Source organism: Mucilaginibacter sp. OK283 (assembly GCF_900110415.1).
GTDB lineage: Bacteria > Bacteroidota > Bacteroidia > Sphingobacteriales > Sphingobacteriaceae > Mucilaginibacter.
Map to the genome: position 1 here is coordinate 15,412 of NZ_FODR01000001.1, position 18,383 is coordinate 33,794.

Sequence of the window (18,383 nt, forward strand, 5' to 3'; positions counted from 1 at the left end):
ATGAAAGCAAAATATATCATTTACACGGCGCTGGCCTTGCTGGTTGCTTATTTGGTTTACAACAAATTCTTTAGCAAAAGCGCTAAAGAAAGCGCGGCTGCCGAGGCTGGGGGCAAAAGCGGCAAAAAAAAGAACGGCCCGGTAAACGTTAACATCATGATTGTGAAGGATACCACCGTAAACAATATTATTGATGTAACCGGCAGCATTGATGCCAACGAAAAAGTGAGTTTGGTAAGCCAGACTGCAGGCAACATCACCGGCATTTATTTTAATGAAGGCAGCAAGGTGCAAAAAGGACAGCTACTTGTTAAAGTATACAACCAGGATTTAGAAGCATCATTGGCCCAAAACCAATACCAGGTAACACTGGCCAAACAGGTGGAATACCGTAATAAGGTATTGCTGCAAAAGGAAGCTATAAGCCAGGAAGAATACGATACTTCGTTAACTTCACTGAACTCATTAAAAGCGGCGGCCGACGTAATTAAAGCACAAATATCCCGTACCGAAATCAGGGCGCCGTTTTCGGGCACCATTGGTTTAAGGAATGTGAGCCCTGGCAGCTATTTGTCGCCGGCATCGCCTATTGCGCAGCTGGTAAATATCGATCCGGCAAAAATCACATTCTCAGTTCCTGAGCGATACCTAACCATACTCGGTGTAGGCAGCAAAATAAGGTTTAATACCGAAAGTTCGAGGGAAAACTTTACCGGAACAGTGTACGCCATCGAGCCATCTATTGATGTAAACTCGCGCACCATTACCGTACGGGCGAAAGCGCCAAACCCCAAAGGCTTATTAACCGCGGGCGGTTTTGCTAAAATTAATTTAACACTCGACCAGATTCCCAAAACCATCCTGTTACCAACGGAAGCCGTTATTCCTGATCTGAAAAGCAGTATTGTATATGTTGCCCATAACGGCATTGCTGTAGCAAGACCGGTAAAAACCGACATGCGGACAGACACTAAAATACAGGTTATTGATGGTTTAAAGCCTGGCGATAGCGTAGTGGTTTCGGGCTTGATACAGATGAGGGCTAAAGTTCCTTTAAAAATTATTAAAGTAATAAAGTAACACCATGAGTTTATCCTCAGTTAGTATAAAACGGCCGGTATTGGCAACAGTAATGTCGGTAGTTATTGTTGTGTTTGGTATTATCGGCTATAAATTTTTGGGAGTGAGGGATTTTCCCTCGGTCGATCCGCCAATTATTTCGGTATCTACCAGTTACTCGGGCGCCAATGCCGATGTAATTGAATCGCAGATAACCGAACCGCTGGAAAAATCAATCAACGGGGTACCGGGTATCCGTAATATTTCATCAACCAGTTCGGTTGGATCAAGTAATATTACGGTGGAGTTTGACCTGGATGCCGATTTGGAAACTGCCGCTAACGATGTGCGTGATAAAGTATCGCAGGCGCAGCGCCAGTTGCCGCAGGATATTAACGCCCCGCCGGTGGTTACCAAAGCTGATGCCAGCGCCGACCAGATCATCACCCTGACGGTAAGCAGCGACAAACGTAATATTAACCAGCTGGATGATTATGCCGAAAACGTATTACAGGAAGGTTTGCAAACTATCCCCGGCGTAAGTACCATCAATATACAGGGCCAGCGCCAGTACGCCATGCGCTTATGGATAGATCCTAACAAATTATCAGCACTCGGGCTAACGGCTACAGATATCGGAGCCGCATTAGCCAAGGAAAATGTTGAACTGCCAGCCGGTAAAATTGAGGGCAATAATACCGAGGTGACTATCAGAGCGCTTGGCAAGCTATCAACCGAAAAAGATTTTAACAACCTGATCATTCGTGCCGATAGCAGCCGGGTTATCCACCTGAGTGATATCGGTTACGCTGTTTTAGGCTCGGCAAATGAAGAAACGATATTCAAGGAATCTGGAGTGCCCATGGTGGGCCTGGCTATAGTACCGCAGCCCGGAGCTAACTACGTGCAAATAGCCAAAGATTTTTATGCCCGGTTAAAACAGATCCAGAAAGATTTGCCGCCCGATATTAAGGTAAAAGTGGCCTTGGATAATACACGGTTTATTAACCAGTCAATCACCGAAGTGCAGGAAACCTTAATTATTTCTTTTGTGCTGGTGGTTATTATTATTTACCTGTTCTTCCGCGATTGGCTTATTGCCTTCCGCCCGCTGATAGATATCCCGGTATCACTGATCGGTGCTTTTTTCATTATGTATGTGTTTGGTTTTTCAATCAATATTTTAACCCTGCTGGGTATTGTACTGGCCACGGGGCTGGTGGTTGATGATGGTATTGTGGTGACAGAAAACATTTACAAAAAAGTAGAGGCGGGCATGGCTATCCGCAAAGCCGCCTTTGAGGGTTCGGCCGAGATCTTCTTCGCGGTAGTATCAACTTCGGTTACTTTGGCGGCTGTGTTTTTACCCATTGTGTTTTTGCAAGGCTTTACAGGCAGGCTGTTCCGCGAGTTTGCGGTAGTAGTGGCCGGGGCGGTTTTAATATCGGCCTTTGTGTCGTTATCGTTGACACCCATGCTGAATGTAAAGCTGATTCGTAAAAACAATAAAAAATCAAGGTTTTATGAAAAAACCGAGCCGTTTTTTGTTAACATGACCACTTCCTATACCGAAACGCTGGTTAAATTTATGAAAGTGCGTTGGGTTTCATTTGTTATCCTGGCGGTATCGTTGCTTATAATTGGGATATTGGTGAAAGTTATCCCATCAGAACTGGCCCCGCTTGACGACAGAAGTTTATTGCGTTACAGCGTAACCGGATCTGAAGGCGCGACATACGAGTACATGACCCGGTATATGGACAAGGTATCTAACATGGTGGCCGATTCTATCCCGGAAGCCAACATTAACCTCGAGATCGTTTCGCCTTCATTCGGTGGCGGCGGCGCGTCAAACACCGGTTTCGGGCGTGTTGGTTTGGTGCCGCCAGATCAGCGTACCCGAACCCAGCAGCAACTGGCCGATTGGATGAACAAAAAACTAAGCAAAATGCCCGATGCCCGGGCCATTGTAGTGCAGGAGCAAACCATAAGCGGCGGTGGCAGCGGCGCACGTACATCGTTACCGGTGCAGTATGTTATACAAAACCAGGATTTTGAAAAGATAAGAAAAGTACTGCCCAAGTTTTTTGCCGAGGTATCCCGTAGCCCTGTTTTCCAGGGAACGGATGTGAACCTTAAATTTACCAAACCCGAATTAAGGGTAGTTACCGATCGCGACAGGGCAAGAGACCTGGGGGTGTCGGTAGATGACATAGCGCAAACCCTGCAGTTGTATTATAGTGCCGGCCGGTTAGATTACTTCCTCATCAACGGCAAGCAATACCAGGTAATAGCCCAGGTTGACAGGGCCAACCGAGATCAACCACTCGACCTGAAATCGGTATATGTGCGCAGCACCAAAGGCAACCTGGTACAATTAGATAACGTGGTAAAAATAACAGAGGGTGCTACGCCGCCGGCCATTTACCACTTTAACCGCTATAAATCGGCCACCATACAGGCTGGCCTGGCGCCGGGCAAAACGGTTGGCGATGGTATTGCCGAGATGGACCGGATTTCCAAAAGCCTGCTCGATGAGACATTCAGTACCGCCCTTAGCGGCCCATCGCGGGATTATGCCGAAGGATCATCAAATATCTTATTTGCTTTTGGCTTTGCCCTTTTGCTGATATACCTGGTTTTGGCAGCCCAGTTTGAAAGCTTTATGGATCCATTCATCGTGATGCTCACGGTGCCGCTGGCAATCTCCGGGGCGTTTTTATCATTATGGTTGTTCAATCAAACGCTGAACATTTTTAGCGAGATAGGGATCATTACCCTGGTTGGACTGGTAACCAAAAACGGGATCCTGATAGTAGAGTTTGCCAACCAGCGCATGGAACATGGCGTTGCTAAATATGAAGCCGCTGTTGAAGCCGCCACAGCCCGCCTGCGCCCGATATTGATGACCAGCCTGGCCGTAGTATTAGGCTCGGTGCCAATTGCTTTCGCATTGGGCGCCGGCGCAAAAAGCAGGGTGTCATTAGGGATTGTTATTATGGGGGGGATGTTGTTCTCGCTGGTATTAACACTTTATATTATCCCATTAATGTACGTGATCTTCGCATCAAAAACCCGCCGCGACCCTGAAGAAGAGCCGGAGGAAGAAACTGCGCCAGAAAAAAAAGAAATAAAACTGATTGAAAACCTTTAAGCGATATGATCATTAAAAAAACAGCTTTCCTGGTTTTTTGCTGCATCCTGCTGCGGATGTACACCCGGGCGCAGGATGCCCCGATGCTTACGTTAAAAGAAGCGGTGGAAATAGCGTTAAAAAACAATTACAATATAAAGCTTTCACAAAATAACAAAACCATCGCGGCCAATAACGTCACATTGGGCAACGCAGGAGTTTTGCCAAAGGTTAACGGTAATTTTGCATCAACCAACAGCCGGTTAACTACCAAACAAACCCGTACAGATGGTACGGTTAATAATATTCACAATGCCCCCAACACAGGTATCAACTACGGTGTTGCCCTTAACTGGACAATTTTTGATGGTTTTAACATGTTTGCCACGTACGACCAGTTGAAACAACTTGATCAGCTGGGTGCACTACGCTTGCAGGATACCATTCAGCGCACCGTGGCCAGCGTAATTACTACTTATTATGATCTCATCAGCCAAAACGAGCAGATTAAGGCTTTGAAGGGCGCGATAGAGATTTCGCGCACCCAGCTGCGTTATGCCAACGATAAATTTCATGTAGGGCGGGCTTCACGGCTTGATGTTTTAAACGCCCAGGTAAACTTAAATACAGATACAGCCAATCTGGTTAACCAATACCAGGTTTTTAAAACAACCAAAATCCAGCTTAACCAAATCCTCATTCGCGATTTGCAAACCGATTTTTCTGTTGCCGATACCATTGTGGTTGATGACAAATTGTTGCTGGGTAATATTTTAAGCAGCATGCAATCGCAAAATCCAACCATATTATCCGCCCAGTTAAACCGCCGCCTTGCCGAAATTAATCTTAAGCAGGTAAAATCAACCCGCTATCCGCAGGTGGCCGTAACAACAGGATATACTTTTAGTGATAATAAAACGCCGGCTGGTTTTACTTTACAGCAAAACCAGCATGGGTTAAATTATGGCCTTACCGCAACCATTAATATTTTTGATGGCTTTAATCAAACCCGCAGGGAGCGGAACGCCAAAATACAGATAGATAATGCCAACATTAGCGCTAAACAGGTGCAGCTTAATATCGAAGCCCAGGTAAATAGTTTATATGCTTCATATTTGTCGGGCCTTGACCTGATGGCTTTAGGCCAGGCAAACGTGGTTATCGCTAAGAAGAATCTCGACATATCCTTAGAAAAATATAAGCTGGGAAATATCACTCCGCTCGAAATCCGCGAGGCACAGCGCAACTATCTTGCCGCCCAATCAACTTTTTTTGCCGCCCAGTATCAATCCAAACAAGCAGAAATCACACTAAAACAGATAACCAGCAGTATAAATATTCAGTAGCGGATTATTTTATTTTAAATATAAAAACACATATATTTGAAAACATGTCAAATCCCTACAAAACCTGTCTGTTGATTGACGATAACTACATCGACAACTTTGTTACGCGCAAGGTTTTGGAGGCAAGTAACTTTGCCGAAACGATAGTTGTGCGCCAATCGCCAACAGAAGCGATTGATTCCCTGAGATTTGGTATTGTTAAGCCCGATGTGATTTTTCTTGATATCCGGATGCCCACAATGAGCGGGTTTGAATTTTTAAAGGAGTTTGATTTGTTGGATATTGATAAAAAGGGCATTAAAATATTTATGCTTTCATCGTCACTTGACCCTGTTGACATGAAACAATCAGCCAATAACAAATATATTACCCAGTTTATCCATAAGCCATTAACTTTAAAGGCCCTTGAAGAACTTAGTGCATGATTTTAGTAGCCGATAGCGGATCGTCAAAAACAGACTGGTTACTACACATTCCTCAACAGCAACCGGTATCATTTAAAACAGCGGGGCTAAACCCGTACTTTTTGGGCGAAAAAGAGATAGCCAAGATAATTGCCGACCAGGCGCCTGCAATGCTGGCTTATGGGGATGCAATTGAAGAGATTTATTTTTTTGGTGCCGGCTGTTCCAGCCCAGACAGGCATGAGATTGTTTCAAATGCTATCAGTCAGTATTTTCCCAAAGCTTATGTATCCGTTGATAGCGATCTATTGGGCTGTGCTTATGCAACCTGCGGCCACGAGAAGGGAATTTGTTGCGTGATGGGTACCGGATCAAACATCTCGTTTTTTGACGGGGAAGAAATTTTTGAGGGCCAGCACGGCTTAGGCTACGTTTTGGGCGACGAAGGGTCGGGCACCTGGTTTGGTAAAACCCTGATTACCGATTTTTTATATGGCCGTATGCCTGCCGAAATCAACGGGAAGTTTGAAAACGCCTACCACCTTAATAAAGATATCGTTATCAAAAATGTATATCAAAAGCCCAACGGGAATACCTATTTGGCTTCTTTTTCAAAATTTGTAAGCGAGATAAAATCAACACCTTACGGGCAGGAGATATTGGAGCGCGGCCTGTTGGAGTTTATCGAAACTAATATCAAATCGTACCCCGAATACCACAAATACAAATGCCATTTTGTTGGATCGATAGCGTACTTTTTTAAAGACGAACTTGCCGCGCTCTGCCATTCGCATGGCGTAAAAACAGGCAAAATCATTAAACAACCGATTACCGACCTGATGGCCTTTATTTTGAAAAGGAACGAAGGGTAGAAGTGCAAATATGAGGCAAATGTGCAGATTTCAAATTACAGATGTGCTGATGGCCGGGCCGTGCAAGATTGAATTGTCTTTATTTATCGGTCTTTAAATGACAATCAAATAATTTACGCTTAAGGTTAGTTACCATTAATACTTTTTCACAGTTGAATAAAAATCGCGTTTTTTGGTAAAGAAGACCGCATAATAAAACCGGGCTTTATATTTTGAATAATCAACAAAGTGTGTGTACCGGTACGGGGTGGTACGCCCTGACACACCCAGGTACGGCCTGAAACACCCTGGTACAGGGTGGTACACCACCGATAGTTAATTTTTGTAATTCAAATTAAAAAATCCATTTCGCACAAAGAAGGTGAAAGGCAAAGTAGCTTCTTTTTTTGCTTCTTAGCCTCCGTATAAATTTGGTTTACTAATGTTTTATACTTCTAATGAAGGGACAACGGCGTAACTCGCATGTCGGCGACGACTCACCCCGGCTACGCTGCGCTGGCCGACCCTCTCTCCGGCTTACGCCGCAAAGAGGGTAAACTTCATTTTTTATTTTTTCGCCCCTCTATGCGATGCAGTCGGAGAGAGGGGCAGACGGGCGTAGCCTCGTCGGGGTGAGTCGTCGCCGCCATGCGATATACCCCCTTCAGCATTTCGCTGGTTTTACCACTCTTGGCAAGGTTACGCAATGCCATACCTATCCCTAAAAATATTCAGGTGATGCAACTCGTGTCCGGCCAGCATATATACAAAAGCCCGTACGGTAAAGCGGCTGCTGCTGGCAATGCCATCGCGCAATAGCTGCTCATCACTAAAACCCTTAATCATGTAAAGGTTTGACAGGCGGGTAGCCCTAAACTCTTCGGCCAGGTTTTTAACGCTAATGTTGTTTACATCGTGATTTGCAACGTAAATATCCTGGTCAAAACCGGGCAACTCAATATGGTTGCGCGAAAAAACCAGGGTGCGGTATGCAAAAGTGCGCTCGGTATCAATCATGTGGCCAAGCGCTTGTTTAACTGTCCATTTGCCGGGAGCATAGGTGTACGCGCCCTGTTCTTCGGTCAGGCCGCTAAATAACTGATAGCTTGATGCCATTAGCTGTTCAAGCTTTTCAATTACATTTTCATCGGGTACCAGCCCTATATAACCGGCCGCGAATGGCGAATATTCATCGCTCTTTGGTCTGCTTATCATTGCGTGTGTTTTTTAATACAATCCTAAAAGTTGTGCCCTTGCCCAGCTCCGAGTCTTTTACAAATATCTGCCCGTTATGGTAGTTATCTATCATCCTTTTGGTGAGCGAAAGGCCCAGGCCCCAGCCCCGTTTACGGGTGGTGTAACCCGGTTGAAATACGGTGTCGAACTTGGAGCGGGGAATGCCTTTGCCTGTATCTGTTACATCAATAAACACCTGGTTTTTTACTTTATTACCGCTGATTTCCACTTTAATAGTGCCTTTGCCATCAATGGCGTTAACGGCATTTTTTAGCAGGTTTTCAATAACCCAGTCAAATAGCGGGATATTAAGGCCGGCCTTCAAATGCGGATTCCCGCTCATTTCAAAAGTGATATTTTTACTTACACGTACCTTAAAATAATCAACAAAATCTTTAACCACTGCGTAAACGCCATGCTCTTCAAGTACAGGTTTCGAACCGATTTTTGAAAAACGGTCGGCAACAATTTCCAGTCGCTTTACATCGTTTTCCATTTCGGCAACCAGCACGTCATCCTCGGCGTTAAACTTCTCTTTCATCAGCTCAATCCAGGCCATCAGTGAAGATATCGGGGTGCCTAATTGATGAGCTGTCTCTTTGGCCAGCCCCACCCAAACCTGGTCCTGTTCCGATTTACGCGACGAGCTGAACGCGGTATAAGCCATCAGCAAAAACACGGCAATAACAGATAGCTGTACATATGGAAAAATCTTGAGCTGCGTTAAGAGTGCCGAATCTTTATAATAAACAAAGTTTTCTTCGCCTAATATTTGCAGCCTGATAGGCTCGTGCTGCTTTTTCATGTATTCCAGTTCGTCCTTAAAATACTGAAGGTCGTATTTTTTGCCGGGCGAAGGCAAATCAATATAGGTTTTGGTGGTATCCAGTCCGCGTGATAAACGAATATCGCCTTTGGCATCGGTAACAATGGCAGGCACCACCAGGCTATCGCGAACGGCAATAGTATATTTCAAAAAGTCGTTATCGTCGGAGTTCAGGATCTGCCGCATGCTCATGGCCCAAACCTGCGCACGGGTACGCTCGGACCGGGCTATATTTTTAACCAGGTAGCTGGTGTAAAATAACGAACCGCTGGCAATAACAGTCGCAAATGCGAGCAGTAAATACTTCCACCTTTTTTTTTGCTGATACGGGTTTATACTGGCCACGGTTCAAATAACGGGATTTTTTTAGATTTCAGATGTGCAAATTTCAGATATGCAGATGAATGAACGGTTTTAGGGCATTTTTCATATTACTATATACCAGGTAGTATCAAAAAAATCTGCACATCTGAAATCTGGAATTTGCACATCTAAAATAACCTTATCTTTGCCCAACTATGACCGATAAAAAAGTAAGAGTACGTTTTGCGCCGAGCCCTACAGGAGGTTTGCACCTTGGTGGCGTACGCACCGTGTTGTTTAATTATTTGTTTGCCAAAAAACACCACGGCGATTTTGTTTTGAGAATTGAAGATACAGACCAAACGCGTTATGTGGAAGGTGCCGAAGAATATATTTTAGATTGCCTTAAATGGTGTGGCCTGCAGCCCGACGAGAGCCCCGTTGTTGGCGGCCAATATGCCCCTTACCGCCAAAGCGAGCGCAAAGCCATTTACCGCGAATATGCCGAACGCCTTGTAATGCAGGGCCACGCATACTATGCATTTGATACCGCAGAAGAGCTGGACAAAAACCGTAAGGAAATCCCCAACTTTCAATACGGGCAGGCGTACCGGGATACATTACGAAACTCGGTATCGTTGCCCCAGCATGAGGTAGATGCACTGTTAGATGCGCATACCCCGCACGTTATCCGCATAAAAATGCCGGCCGATGAAACGGTAAGCTTTACCGATATGATTCGCGGACATGTAAGCTTCGAAACCAACCTGGTTGATGATAAAGTATTACTAAAAGCCGATGGCATGCCAACCTACCACCTTGCGGTTGTGGTTGATGATTACCTGATGAAAATTTCGCACGCTTTCCGCGGCGAAGAATGGCTGCCATCTGCACCGGTGCATTTGCTGCTTTGGGAGTATTTAGGCTGGAAAGCCGATATGCCGCAATGGGCGCATTTACCGCTGATATTAAAACCGGATGGCCATGGCAAGCTAAGCAAACGCGATGGAGCCCGCCTTGGTTTCCCGGTTTACGCTATGAGTTGGTTTGATGCCAAAACCGGCGAATTAACACCGGGCTTCAGGGAGCTTGGTTTTTTGCCTGAAGCGTTTTTAAACCTGCTGGCTACCCTTGGCTGGAACGACGGCACCGGGCAGGAGTTATTTACGCTGGATGAACTGGTAGAAAAGTTTTCAATAGAACGTGTGAGCAAAGCCGGCGCTAAGTTTGATTTTGAAAAGGCCAAATGGTTCAATGCCGAGTGGATAAAAAGGCTGAAAGCTGAAAGCTTAAAGCCGAAAGTCAAAGCAGTGCTGGCCGATAAAGGCATTGTTGTAACAGATGATGCTAAGCTGGAAACGGTTATCAATTTAATAAAAGACCGTTGTGTGGTATTGCCTGATTTTTACTTGCAGGCGGGTTACTTTTTTGAGCAGCCGAAAGAATATGACCTTAACGCCGTAAAGCCTAAATGGACAGATGCAAAAACCGGATTTTTTAACGCGCTGATTACTTTATTGACAGCCGAAGCCGGCATTGAAGCCCATGATTTTGAAACCAAATTTAAAGCCCTTGCTGAAGAAAAGGCGCTGAAGGTTGGGGATGTAATGTTGCCATTTCGCATTATGCTGGTAGGCGGTAAATTTGGTCCGCATGTATTTGATATCGCGGCCTTGTTGGGAAAGGAAGAAACGATTGGCAGGATTGAGAAAGCGTTGGCGGCGTTTACCCTGTAAGTGCCATCGCCACCAATAAACGCAGGTTACTAACCGAAATTAGTTGTCGAGATCCAGACTTACGAAGTTTTTAAAACTTCGTAAGTCTTTTCCGGGCCATTAAGCTTCATCTCTATGGCCGTGTAAGATTCCCCAAATCCAGCACAATTGCATCCCCTTCTGGTGTTAAGCGCCAGGCAGAACCGTTGGCCGGTTTCGAAAGAGTTCCTTGCAAAGCCTTTAATTTATAATTTGTATTTTCAAACCTGCAGTTCAGTTGTTTCGGGTTGATGTTAATATAGGGTGTTGCAGCACCGGGAGCTACATCCATATCCAAACACCAATTATAGCTGGCCTTGTTATCCATGTATATTTTAATTTGCTTCTCGGTCAAATCAATTTCCAGCATGCCGCCTTCATTCAGCCGCCATGATATGTGCATGCCGCTTTTTCCGGTATTTGTAAACACCGGCGAATATCCTTTTACCAGGACTTCCTTTCCATCCACCATTTTTTTCAGCCTTAAGCCGGCAATATGATCGGGCTTGCTCCAAATGTATCCATCCACAACAGGCAGGGTAAAAAAGGTGCATTCGTTTGATGTCGCAGCTTTGGTTTCGTATACCGATGGGAATTTTTCGTCAAACAAATGAATGTCGCGAATGCGCAGACTGCCATCTTCCCACAGCATATTGATACGATAAAAGCGGCTGTTGTACCAAACGGTTTTCAAATCGCTGCCCGGGATGTCGTTGCTTACTGTAAATGAAGTTGCCGGGGTAACCGGGTATTTCTTTTTAAACCAGCGGCCCGATTGTTCGAGGGTTTCAACCCTCACTTTATGCTCATCGCGTAGTTTGGCAATCAGTGGCATCTGCATTTCGAGGCCTTTGGCCATGGCATCCCAGGTAAAAGAGTTTTCCTGTCCGGCCTGGGTATAATTAAAGCCGAGCGAAGGATCATCGGTAAATGATTTGAAAAACCAGTTTACCCAGGTTGAATCGCCGCCGCCAAATTTGTAAACGGGCTCCAATGTAACAACGCGTTGCCGGGTTGTACCAAGGCCGTTATCGTACTGCCGTACCGGATCGCTGCCCAGCATCCGGAAGATGGGAACAGGGATCTGGTTCTGCGCGTGCTGGGCCGGCATATACGAGTTTATTTTACTTGGATAATAGGCCTGGTTCCAGTAGCCGCCCCACAAGGTATACCCGTCGGTGCCATACTGATCTTTACAGTTTGCCGAAGCCACGATATGGTATTTTTGATACATATAGTTAATGCTGTAGGCATCAATAAACCACGAAGCCACCGATTGGGGGTAATAGCCAAAAATCTTTTTAAAATCGCGAAAGTATACATCTATCAGTTTTTCGCGCTCCTTTGGTGTATAGCCGGTAGAAAAGCCAATGTTGGCCCGCCAATCCCAGGGGTAGCGGCCGCGCCATTTAAGGCCAGCATTTTCCACCATAGGCTGCGGGATCTCCCACCAGGCGCCAATCTCGAACATCCCCTTTGGCAGGCTTGCCAGTAGCTTTTGATATCGCTTATCCATCAGCGCATCATACTGTAAAAGGAATGTGCCACCCAGGTGATACTTTTTCATGATCTCCACCTGTTTTACCACAGTTTGGTACAATACATCTTCGGTAATTGCCGGATCCCGTGGCTCCAGCAGGCGAATGAAGTTAACAATGTTAACAATTCTGGGTGTACTATCGGCGGGTATTGGTTTTTTATTTTGGGCGAGGGCAGTTATCGCCATTGAAATAAACAAAGTGCAAAAAATGAATTTGCAGGCAGCATTAGCTTTTGTAAAAATCATAGGGTAGGTAAATGTATGGTCAAATTGGATATCAACTCACTAACGTAGTGAATTGATTGGCGTTTGGCATCCCTATCTGTCTGATGTTGGAAAACAGTTATATATGAGAGAGTAACGTTCAGCTGACGGCTAAGGAAATATGTAACCGGTTTATATAAAATCAAAATAGCCCCTTTTGAATATAACTACTGATTGAGGAATAGTATTTTCTTCGTCAGGATCGTCAATTGTATTAACACCGATACCATATTTAAGAGAAGTAAATTCATCATGGTTAATTGTTAATTCAGGATCGAAACGTTGAAACAGGGAGACCAGATCGCGGTAGCGCGTTTCTAAAAGATTAACATTATTAAAAACAGGATTGGGCCTGAAATACTCGAACGCGTTTATATTTCCTTTTTCATCATAATAAACAAATAGCTCGCTTTGCTTAAAGTGATCGTAATAATCCTTGTAGTTATCTTTCCCCTTAACGCCGGATGTAAATTTTTCATTTAGTTTTTTCCTTATATCTTCCCGGGTATCGGAAAAAAGCAAATAACCAACAGATTTAAATGGAACTATTATCATAACTCAGCATATTATGTAATCGATTTTATTATTTCAACACCAAAAACAAATAAAGATACACCCACAAAATATCTATAAAATGCCAAAAGGTGGTGCTCATTTCTATGCGGTACAAAATTCTGTACCGGGGCTTGTTTTTTAACGAGCCGGATAGGGTGTAGCCCAGCAGCGCAATGCCGGTTATAATGTGTAAAAGATGAACGGCCACAAAAACATAAATAAACGATTGATAGCTTTTATGCATATCAAAATAAACTTTTTGATGAAGCAAAATACCCCAGGCAACAGCCTGCAGTAACATAAACAGTAGCCCCAACACCATCGTAATTTTTAGGTACAGGTGGAATTTGGCATTTTGCAATTGCTTTAAACTTTTGCCGGCTACATGTAAAGTGCCACTGCTACCGAGTATAACAACGGTACTAACGATAAAAACAAACGGCAATTGAGTATGTATGACATCGCCTGCCGAGGTTGATATCAGGAACACGCTGGTTAGCCCGGCAACCAGCATAAACGAAGATGCTATGGCCAGCCAAACCATAAACTTGCGGGCATTCAGGTTTTGTATATCCTTGCGTTCATCCATGCCGAAAATTAGCGAATTGTTGTGTTAAAAGTGCAATTGCCGGCGTATTTTCCGCAACTGGCATTAAACAGGCCGGGTACTTTTACGCGTAAAATCAATCAAATTGCTTTTGAGGTCCCCATTATTTATATTTGGTAAAAAAGCTACTTATGCGTACCAAACTTATCGCTCTAACTGTGTTAACACTCAGTTTTTCATTTGCTTACAGCCAGCAAAAAGGATATTACCGAACGCCCTGCATCAGCAAAAACACCGTTGTATTTACTGCCGAAGGAGACCTTTGGAAATACGACCTTGCCAGTAATGCATCAACCCGGTTAACCACCAATGCCGGGGTTGAACAAAACCCGGCTATATCGCCGGATGGAAAGCAGCTGGCTTTTACGGGGCAGTACGAAGGTGTTGCCGAAATTTACCTGATGGATATTAATGGCGGCGTGCCTAAACGACTCACTTACGACTATGACGGCCGCAATGAATTTATTTCTGGCTGGACAAAAGAGGGCGATATTTTATACCGAACCACAGCTATAAGCGCGCTGCCCAATCCGCAGATGGTAAAGCTGAACCCGGCTACAGGCAACAAACAGATTATACCGCTATGGCAGGCCTCGTTGGGATGCTATGACGACAATGGCGTGCTTTATTTTACCCGTTTCCCTAACCAGGGCAGTAAAACAAAACGATATAAGGGCGGCCTGATAGAGCAGGTGTGGAAGTTTGATGGCAGGCAGGAGGCCACAAACCTCACCGGCGATTTTGACGGAACCAGTACCAGCCCCATGTACTACAATGGCCGCATCTACTTTTTATCAGATAGGGACGGCACCATGAACCTATGGTCGATGGATACCGGCGGCAAAAACTTAAAGCAGCAAACCTTTTCAAAGGGTTGGGATTTGCAAACGCCGGGCATTTACGAATCAAAAGTGGTTTACCAGAAGGGGGCCGATATTTGGCTGTACGATATTAATACCAAACAGGAAAGGCTACTGGACATTAACCTCACCTCTGATTTCGATCAGCGCAAACCCCGCTGGATAAAAGGACCGGTAAACAGTATCAGCTTTTCGGATATCTCGCCAAATGGTAACTATGTGGCTATCGTAAGTCGTGGCCGCGTGTTTGTATCGCCGGCTAAAAGCGATCGCTGGGTGGAGATCAACCCCAAAAGCGGCATCCGGGCAAAAGACGTTCATTTTATAAACGATAAAAGCATAGCCGTACTATCCGACCAGAACGGCGAATTTGAAGTGTGGAAGATGAGCGCCGACGGCATTGACAAGCCGGTGCAGATGACCCAGAAAAGCACCACCACCATCTCTCTTTTCAAGGTATCGCCTAATGGTAAGTTTGTGGCCTACAGCGATAAAAACGAAGTGCTGCGGATAGCCGATGCTACAACAGGCGAAATAAAGTTTACTTACGATAAGACTTACGGAGGCATAGCTGAGCTTTCATGGTCGCCGAATAGCTTATTGCTGAACGTTACTGAAAGCATTGAGAATACCAACATGCAGATAAGCATGGTTGATACGCGCACCATGAAGATGAAAGCTGTTACCACAACCCGGCTTAACAATTATAGCCCGGCCTGGTCGGCAGATAATAATTGGTTGTATTTTGTGAGCGAGCGTAATTTATATTCAAAAACCCGCAGTCCCTGGGGGCCGCGCCAACCCGAGCCGTATTACACACAAACCGCAGGCATTTACGCTATGCCGTTAGATACAGGCGCCAAATTCCCCTTCCTGCAAACAGATTCATGGCTTACCGATTCGGTTTTTACGGCGATGGAAAAAAAGAAGATGGAGAAAAAAGCCGATAAAAAAAGCAAAGGTGTGGTAGCGCCGTCTAAGGTTTATGACTGGGCAACGGCCATGCAAAGCGTTTACCAGGTGCCGGTAAAAAGCGGCAATATAGCATCGGTAGCTATTGCCAACGGATTTTTGTACTGGCTGGATAGCGGCCCCGAGGGTGAGAACGATGGCGGCAAAATATTCGCGCTGAAAATTGAAGAGAGTAAAAAGTACGAGCCTACCGAGGTGGCATCGTTTGTACGGGATTTCAGCGTATCGGCCAATGGCAAAAAAATACTGATCCAGTTTACCAATAAATCGTTGGCTGTAGGTGACGCCAATGGCCAGAAAATGGAACTGGAAAAAACAAAAGTCGATTTGGCTAACTGGAGTTTTTCCATCAATCCGCAGGAGGATTGGAAAGAGATGTTTGACGATGCCTGGCGCATGATGCGCGATTATTTTTACGACCGTGATATGCACAAAGTAAAATGGGCCGATGTGAAAAAGCAGTACGAGCCCTTGCTGGCGCGCGTAACCGACCGTTATGAACTTGACGACCTGCTTGGCCAAATGGTTGGCGAACTATCGGCCTTGCACACCTTTGTGTATGGCGGCGACAAACGTACAGCCGTAGATAAGATACCCACGGGCTTTTTGGGTGCTACATTTAGCAAAGTTGCAGCAGGTGTTAAAATAGAACATATTTATAAAGCCGACCCAGACTATGCTTTTTCTTCGCCGCTGGATAAGCCGGAATTAAAAATTAAAGAGGGCGACATCATTACCGCGGTTAATAACATACCGCTTACCGGTGTAAATGATATTGGCGAGGTACTGGCCGATAAGGTGGGCATCCCCGTTAAACTGAACCTTTTAAGCAGGACCAAAAAGCCGTACGAGCAGGTAGTAAAGCCATTTTCTGCAAACGATGCCTACAAATTGCGTTATGACGAGTGGGAGTATAATACCCGCCAAAAGGTAGATAGTGCAAGCAATAATGATATTGGCTATATCCACCTAAAAGCCATGGGGGGCGATGATATGGATGCCTTTGTAAAACAATTTTATCCGATTTTTAACCGCAAGGGGCTGATACTGGATGTGCGCCAAAATTTTGGCGGTAATATAGATAGCTGGGTACTTGAAAAACTGTTACGTAAAGCGTGGATGTACTGGCAGGGCCGCGCGGGCGGGCCAACCTGGAACATGCAGTATGCTTTCAGGGGCCATATGGTATTGCTTTGCGATCAGCAAACCGCATCAGACGGCGAAGCAATCAGCGAAGGTTTCCGCAGGTTGGGCCTGGGCAAAGTAATAGGGATGCGCACCTGGGGCGGCGAGATTTGGTTATCAAGCGATAACAGGATGGTTGATGGCGGTATAGCATCTGCTGCCGAGATGGGCGTGTTTGGTCCCGAAGGTAAATGGCTGATAGAAGGGCACGGCGTTGATCCGGATATAGTTGTGGATAACCTGCCTAATGAATCATTCAAAGGAAAAGATGCGCAGTTAGAGGCCGCGCTGGCTTACCTGAAAAAACAAATAGCCGATAAGCCTGTAGGAGCGCCAAAGGTACCACAACACCCGGATAAATCATTTATATATAAATAGTAACGGTGTTGTTTTAAGTTTAACTTAATAATTAAAAACGCCTTCGCTTATTAATGGCATTAACAGCCAATAAGTTAAGGCGTTTTTTTAATTGACGATACTTTATAACTGGTTTTAATGTGGCAACTTATGCCGCAACAAACCATAGAGGTAAGTACCCGCCAATGCCCCGATAACCACGATGATAAAGGATACATACCCGTAGCCGATATTTACAAACATAGGGCCGGGGCATGCGCCGGTAAGCGCCCAGCCAAGACCAAATATCAGGCCGCCGATGATATACTTTGCCCTGCTTTTTTCTTTATCGGCAAATATGATGGGGTTGCCCTTCGAGTCTTTGATGTGAAACCTTTTAATAATGTAAACAGCCAATGCCCCTAAAACCACAGCGGTGCCAATAATGCCATACATATGAAACGACTGGAAGCGAAACATCTCCTGGATGCGGTACCAGGACACCGCTTCAGACTTGGTCATGATGATGCCGAAGATGATGCCGGCGATGATAAATCTTAATCCTTTCATATCGATAATATCAGCGGTAACAAAAAGTGTGTCATGATAAGCCCGCCGGCAAAAAAGCCAATGACCGCAATTAATGAAGGCAATTGCAGATTTGACAGGCCACTAATGGCATGCCCCGATGTACATCCGCCCGCATACCTGGAACCAAAGCCCACCAGTAACCCACCGGATAACAGGATGACAATGTTTTTGAAAGAAAGGCTATGAACCCCAAAAAGCTGTGTGGGATTTAGCTGACCGTCAAAATTTATACCGATAGTTTTAAGATCGGTAACGGTAGAGGCGGCCAGTTTTAATGGCGCATCGTTTTTTAACAGGGTCGCGGATATCAATCCGCCTAAAACCGAGCCCAGCAAAAACAGCAGGTTCCATTTTTGTGCCCGCCAGTCGAAATCAAAAAGCGATACTTTTTTACCCGCACCGGCCATGGAGCAGATGGTGCGCAGGTTTGATGAAAAACCAAATGATTTTCCGAAATAAAGCAATAAAACCATGATAGCTGCAATTGCAGCCCCCGAAGTATACCAGGGCCAGGGTTGTTTGAGCAAATTAAGCATCGTTATATATTAATCCTTATTATTA

14 protein-coding genes are annotated in these 18,383 nt (G+C 45.1%); 7 read left to right on the top strand and 7 right to left on the bottom strand.

Annotation, left to right across the window (positions count from 1 at the left end; all coding sequences use genetic code 11):
* From BMX56_RS00070 to BMX56_RS00090, 5 genes are read left to right on the top strand one after another with little or no spacing between them, the layout of a single operon-like run.
* The gene (locus tag BMX56_RS00070; RefSeq protein WP_090637871.1) at positions 1–1,080 is read left to right on the top strand and encodes an efflux RND transporter periplasmic adaptor subunit; all 1,080 of its coding nucleotides are present in this window, start codon (positions 1–3) and stop codon (positions 1,078–1,080) included.
* 4 nt (positions 1,081–1,084) lie between these two features.
* Positions 1,085–4,213, top strand: a complete 3,129-nt coding sequence (locus BMX56_RS00075; RefSeq protein ID WP_090637875.1) for an efflux RND transporter permease subunit — start codon at positions 1,085–1,087, stop codon at positions 4,211–4,213.
* Positions 4,214–4,218: 5 nt separating this feature from the next.
* Positions 4,219–5,538, top strand: coding sequence for a TolC family protein (locus BMX56_RS00080; RefSeq protein ID WP_090637879.1), 1,320 nt, complete (start codon positions 4,219–4,221; stop codon positions 5,536–5,538).
* Between the two features lie 44 nt (positions 5,539–5,582).
* A complete protein-coding gene (locus tag BMX56_RS00085; RefSeq protein WP_090637883.1) occupies positions 5,583–5,963 on the top strand; it encodes a response regulator in 381 nt (126 codons plus the stop codon).
* Complete coding sequence (locus BMX56_RS00090) at positions 5,960–6,814, top strand: N-acetylglucosamine kinase (protein ID WP_090637891.1); 855 nt, start codon at positions 5,960–5,962, stop codon at positions 6,812–6,814. Before BMX56_RS00085 ends, BMX56_RS00090 begins: the two co-directional genes overlap by 4 nt.
* Positions 6,815–7,492: 678 nt before the next feature.
* Here BMX56_RS00090 and BMX56_RS00095 read toward each other — a convergent pair.
* Both BMX56_RS00095 and BMX56_RS00100 read right to left on the bottom strand, forming a co-directional pair.
* A complete protein-coding gene (locus tag BMX56_RS00095) occupies positions 7,493–8,008 on the bottom strand; it encodes a DinB family protein (RefSeq protein WP_090637895.1) in 516 nt (171 codons plus the stop codon).
* The gene (locus BMX56_RS00100; protein ID WP_090641514.1) at positions 7,983–9,191 is read right to left on the bottom strand and encodes a sensor histidine kinase; all 1,209 of its coding nucleotides are present in this window, start codon (positions 9,189–9,191) and stop codon (positions 7,983–7,985) included. Before BMX56_RS00100 ends, BMX56_RS00095 begins: the two co-directional genes overlap by 26 nt.
* A 182-nt stretch (positions 9,192–9,373) precedes the next feature.
* Here BMX56_RS00100 and gltX point away from each other — a divergent pair, with 182 nt between their 5' ends.
* The gene (gene gltX / locus BMX56_RS00105; protein ID WP_090637901.1) at positions 9,374–10,894 is read left to right on the top strand and encodes a glutamate--tRNA ligase; all 1,521 of its coding nucleotides are present in this window, start codon (positions 9,374–9,376) and stop codon (positions 10,892–10,894) included.
* Between the two features lie 112 nt (positions 10,895–11,006).
* Here the strand turns inward: gltX and BMX56_RS00110 are convergent, their stop codons facing one another.
* From BMX56_RS00110 to BMX56_RS00120, 3 genes are all read right to left on the bottom strand, one after another.
* Positions 11,007–12,698 carry a hypothetical protein gene (locus BMX56_RS00110; protein ID WP_218152355.1) on the bottom strand — a complete coding sequence of 564 codons (1,692 nt, stop codon included), beginning with the start codon at positions 12,696–12,698 and terminating at the stop codon, positions 11,007–11,009.
* A 150-nt stretch (positions 12,699–12,848) separates the two neighbouring features.
* A complete protein-coding gene (locus tag BMX56_RS00115; protein WP_090637905.1) occupies positions 12,849–13,271 on the bottom strand; it encodes a hypothetical protein in 423 nt (140 codons plus the stop codon).
* 28 nt (positions 13,272–13,299) lie between these two features.
* Entirely contained in the window at positions 13,300–13,860 is a 561-nt protein-coding gene (locus BMX56_RS00120; protein ID WP_090637909.1) for a cytochrome c oxidase subunit 3, read from the bottom strand.
* A 149-nt stretch (positions 13,861–14,009) separates the two neighbouring features.
* Between BMX56_RS00120 and BMX56_RS00125 the strand changes: the two genes are divergently transcribed.
* The gene (locus BMX56_RS00125; RefSeq protein ID WP_090637913.1) at positions 14,010–17,273 is read left to right on the top strand and encodes a S41 family peptidase; all 3,264 of its coding nucleotides are present in this window, start codon (positions 14,010–14,012) and stop codon (positions 17,271–17,273) included.
* A gap of 114 nt (positions 17,274–17,387) precedes the next feature.
* Here the strand turns inward: BMX56_RS00125 and BMX56_RS00130 are convergent, their stop codons facing one another.
* Positions 17,388–17,801 carry a YeeE/YedE family protein gene (locus BMX56_RS00130; protein WP_090637917.1) on the bottom strand — a complete coding sequence of 138 codons (414 nt, stop codon included), beginning with the start codon at positions 17,799–17,801 and terminating at the stop codon, positions 17,388–17,390.
* Positions 17,798–18,358 (bottom strand): YeeE/YedE family protein, encoded by a 561-nt coding sequence (locus BMX56_RS00135; RefSeq protein ID WP_090637920.1) that lies wholly within the window; start codon positions 18,356–18,358, stop codon positions 17,798–17,800. Before BMX56_RS00135 ends, BMX56_RS00130 begins: the two co-directional genes overlap by 4 nt.
* Positions 18,359–18,383 lie beyond the last annotated feature (25 nt).

What these genes read in the sequence shown, in the direction of transcription:
- BMX56_RS00070 (WP_090637871.1), top strand. Translation starts at nt 1, where the DNA reads ATGAAAGCAAAATATATCATTTACACGGCGCTGGCCTTGCTGGTTGCT.
- BMX56_RS00075 (WP_090637875.1), top strand. Translation starts at nt 1,085, where the DNA reads ATGAGTTTATCCTCAGTTAGTATAAAACGGCCGGTATTGGCAACAGTA.
- BMX56_RS00080 (WP_090637879.1), top strand. Translation starts at nt 4,219, where the DNA reads ATGATCATTAAAAAAACAGCTTTCCTGGTTTTTTGCTGCATCCTGCTG.
- BMX56_RS00085 (WP_090637883.1), top strand. Translation starts at nt 5,583, where the DNA reads ATGTCAAATCCCTACAAAACCTGTCTGTTGATTGACGATAACTACATC.
- BMX56_RS00090 (WP_090637891.1), top strand. Translation starts at nt 5,960, where the DNA reads ATGATTTTAGTAGCCGATAGCGGATCGTCAAAAACAGACTGGTTACTA.
- BMX56_RS00095 (WP_090637895.1), bottom strand. Translation starts at nt 8,008, where the DNA reads ATGATAAGCAGACCAAAGAGCGATGAATATTCGCCATTCGCGGCCGGT.
- gltX (WP_090637901.1), top strand. Translation starts at nt 9,374, where the DNA reads ATGACCGATAAAAAAGTAAGAGTACGTTTTGCGCCGAGCCCTACAGGA.
- BMX56_RS00110 (WP_218152355.1), bottom strand. Translation starts at nt 12,698, where the DNA reads ATGATTTTTACAAAAGCTAATGCTGCCTGCAAATTCATTTTTTGCACT.
- BMX56_RS00115 (WP_090637905.1), bottom strand. Translation starts at nt 13,271, where the DNA reads ATGATAATAGTTCCATTTAAATCTGTTGGTTATTTGCTTTTTTCCGAT.
- BMX56_RS00120 (WP_090637909.1), bottom strand. Translation starts at nt 13,860, where the DNA reads ATGGATGAACGCAAGGATATACAAAACCTGAATGCCCGCAAGTTTATG.
- BMX56_RS00125 (WP_090637913.1), top strand. Translation starts at nt 14,010, where the DNA reads ATGCGTACCAAACTTATCGCTCTAACTGTGTTAACACTCAGTTTTTCA.
- BMX56_RS00130 (WP_090637917.1), bottom strand. Translation starts at nt 17,801, where the DNA reads ATGAAAGGATTAAGATTTATCATCGCCGGCATCATCTTCGGCATCATC.
- BMX56_RS00135 (WP_090637920.1), bottom strand. Translation starts at nt 18,358, where the DNA reads ATGCTTAATTTGCTCAAACAACCCTGGCCCTGGTATACTTCGGGGGCT.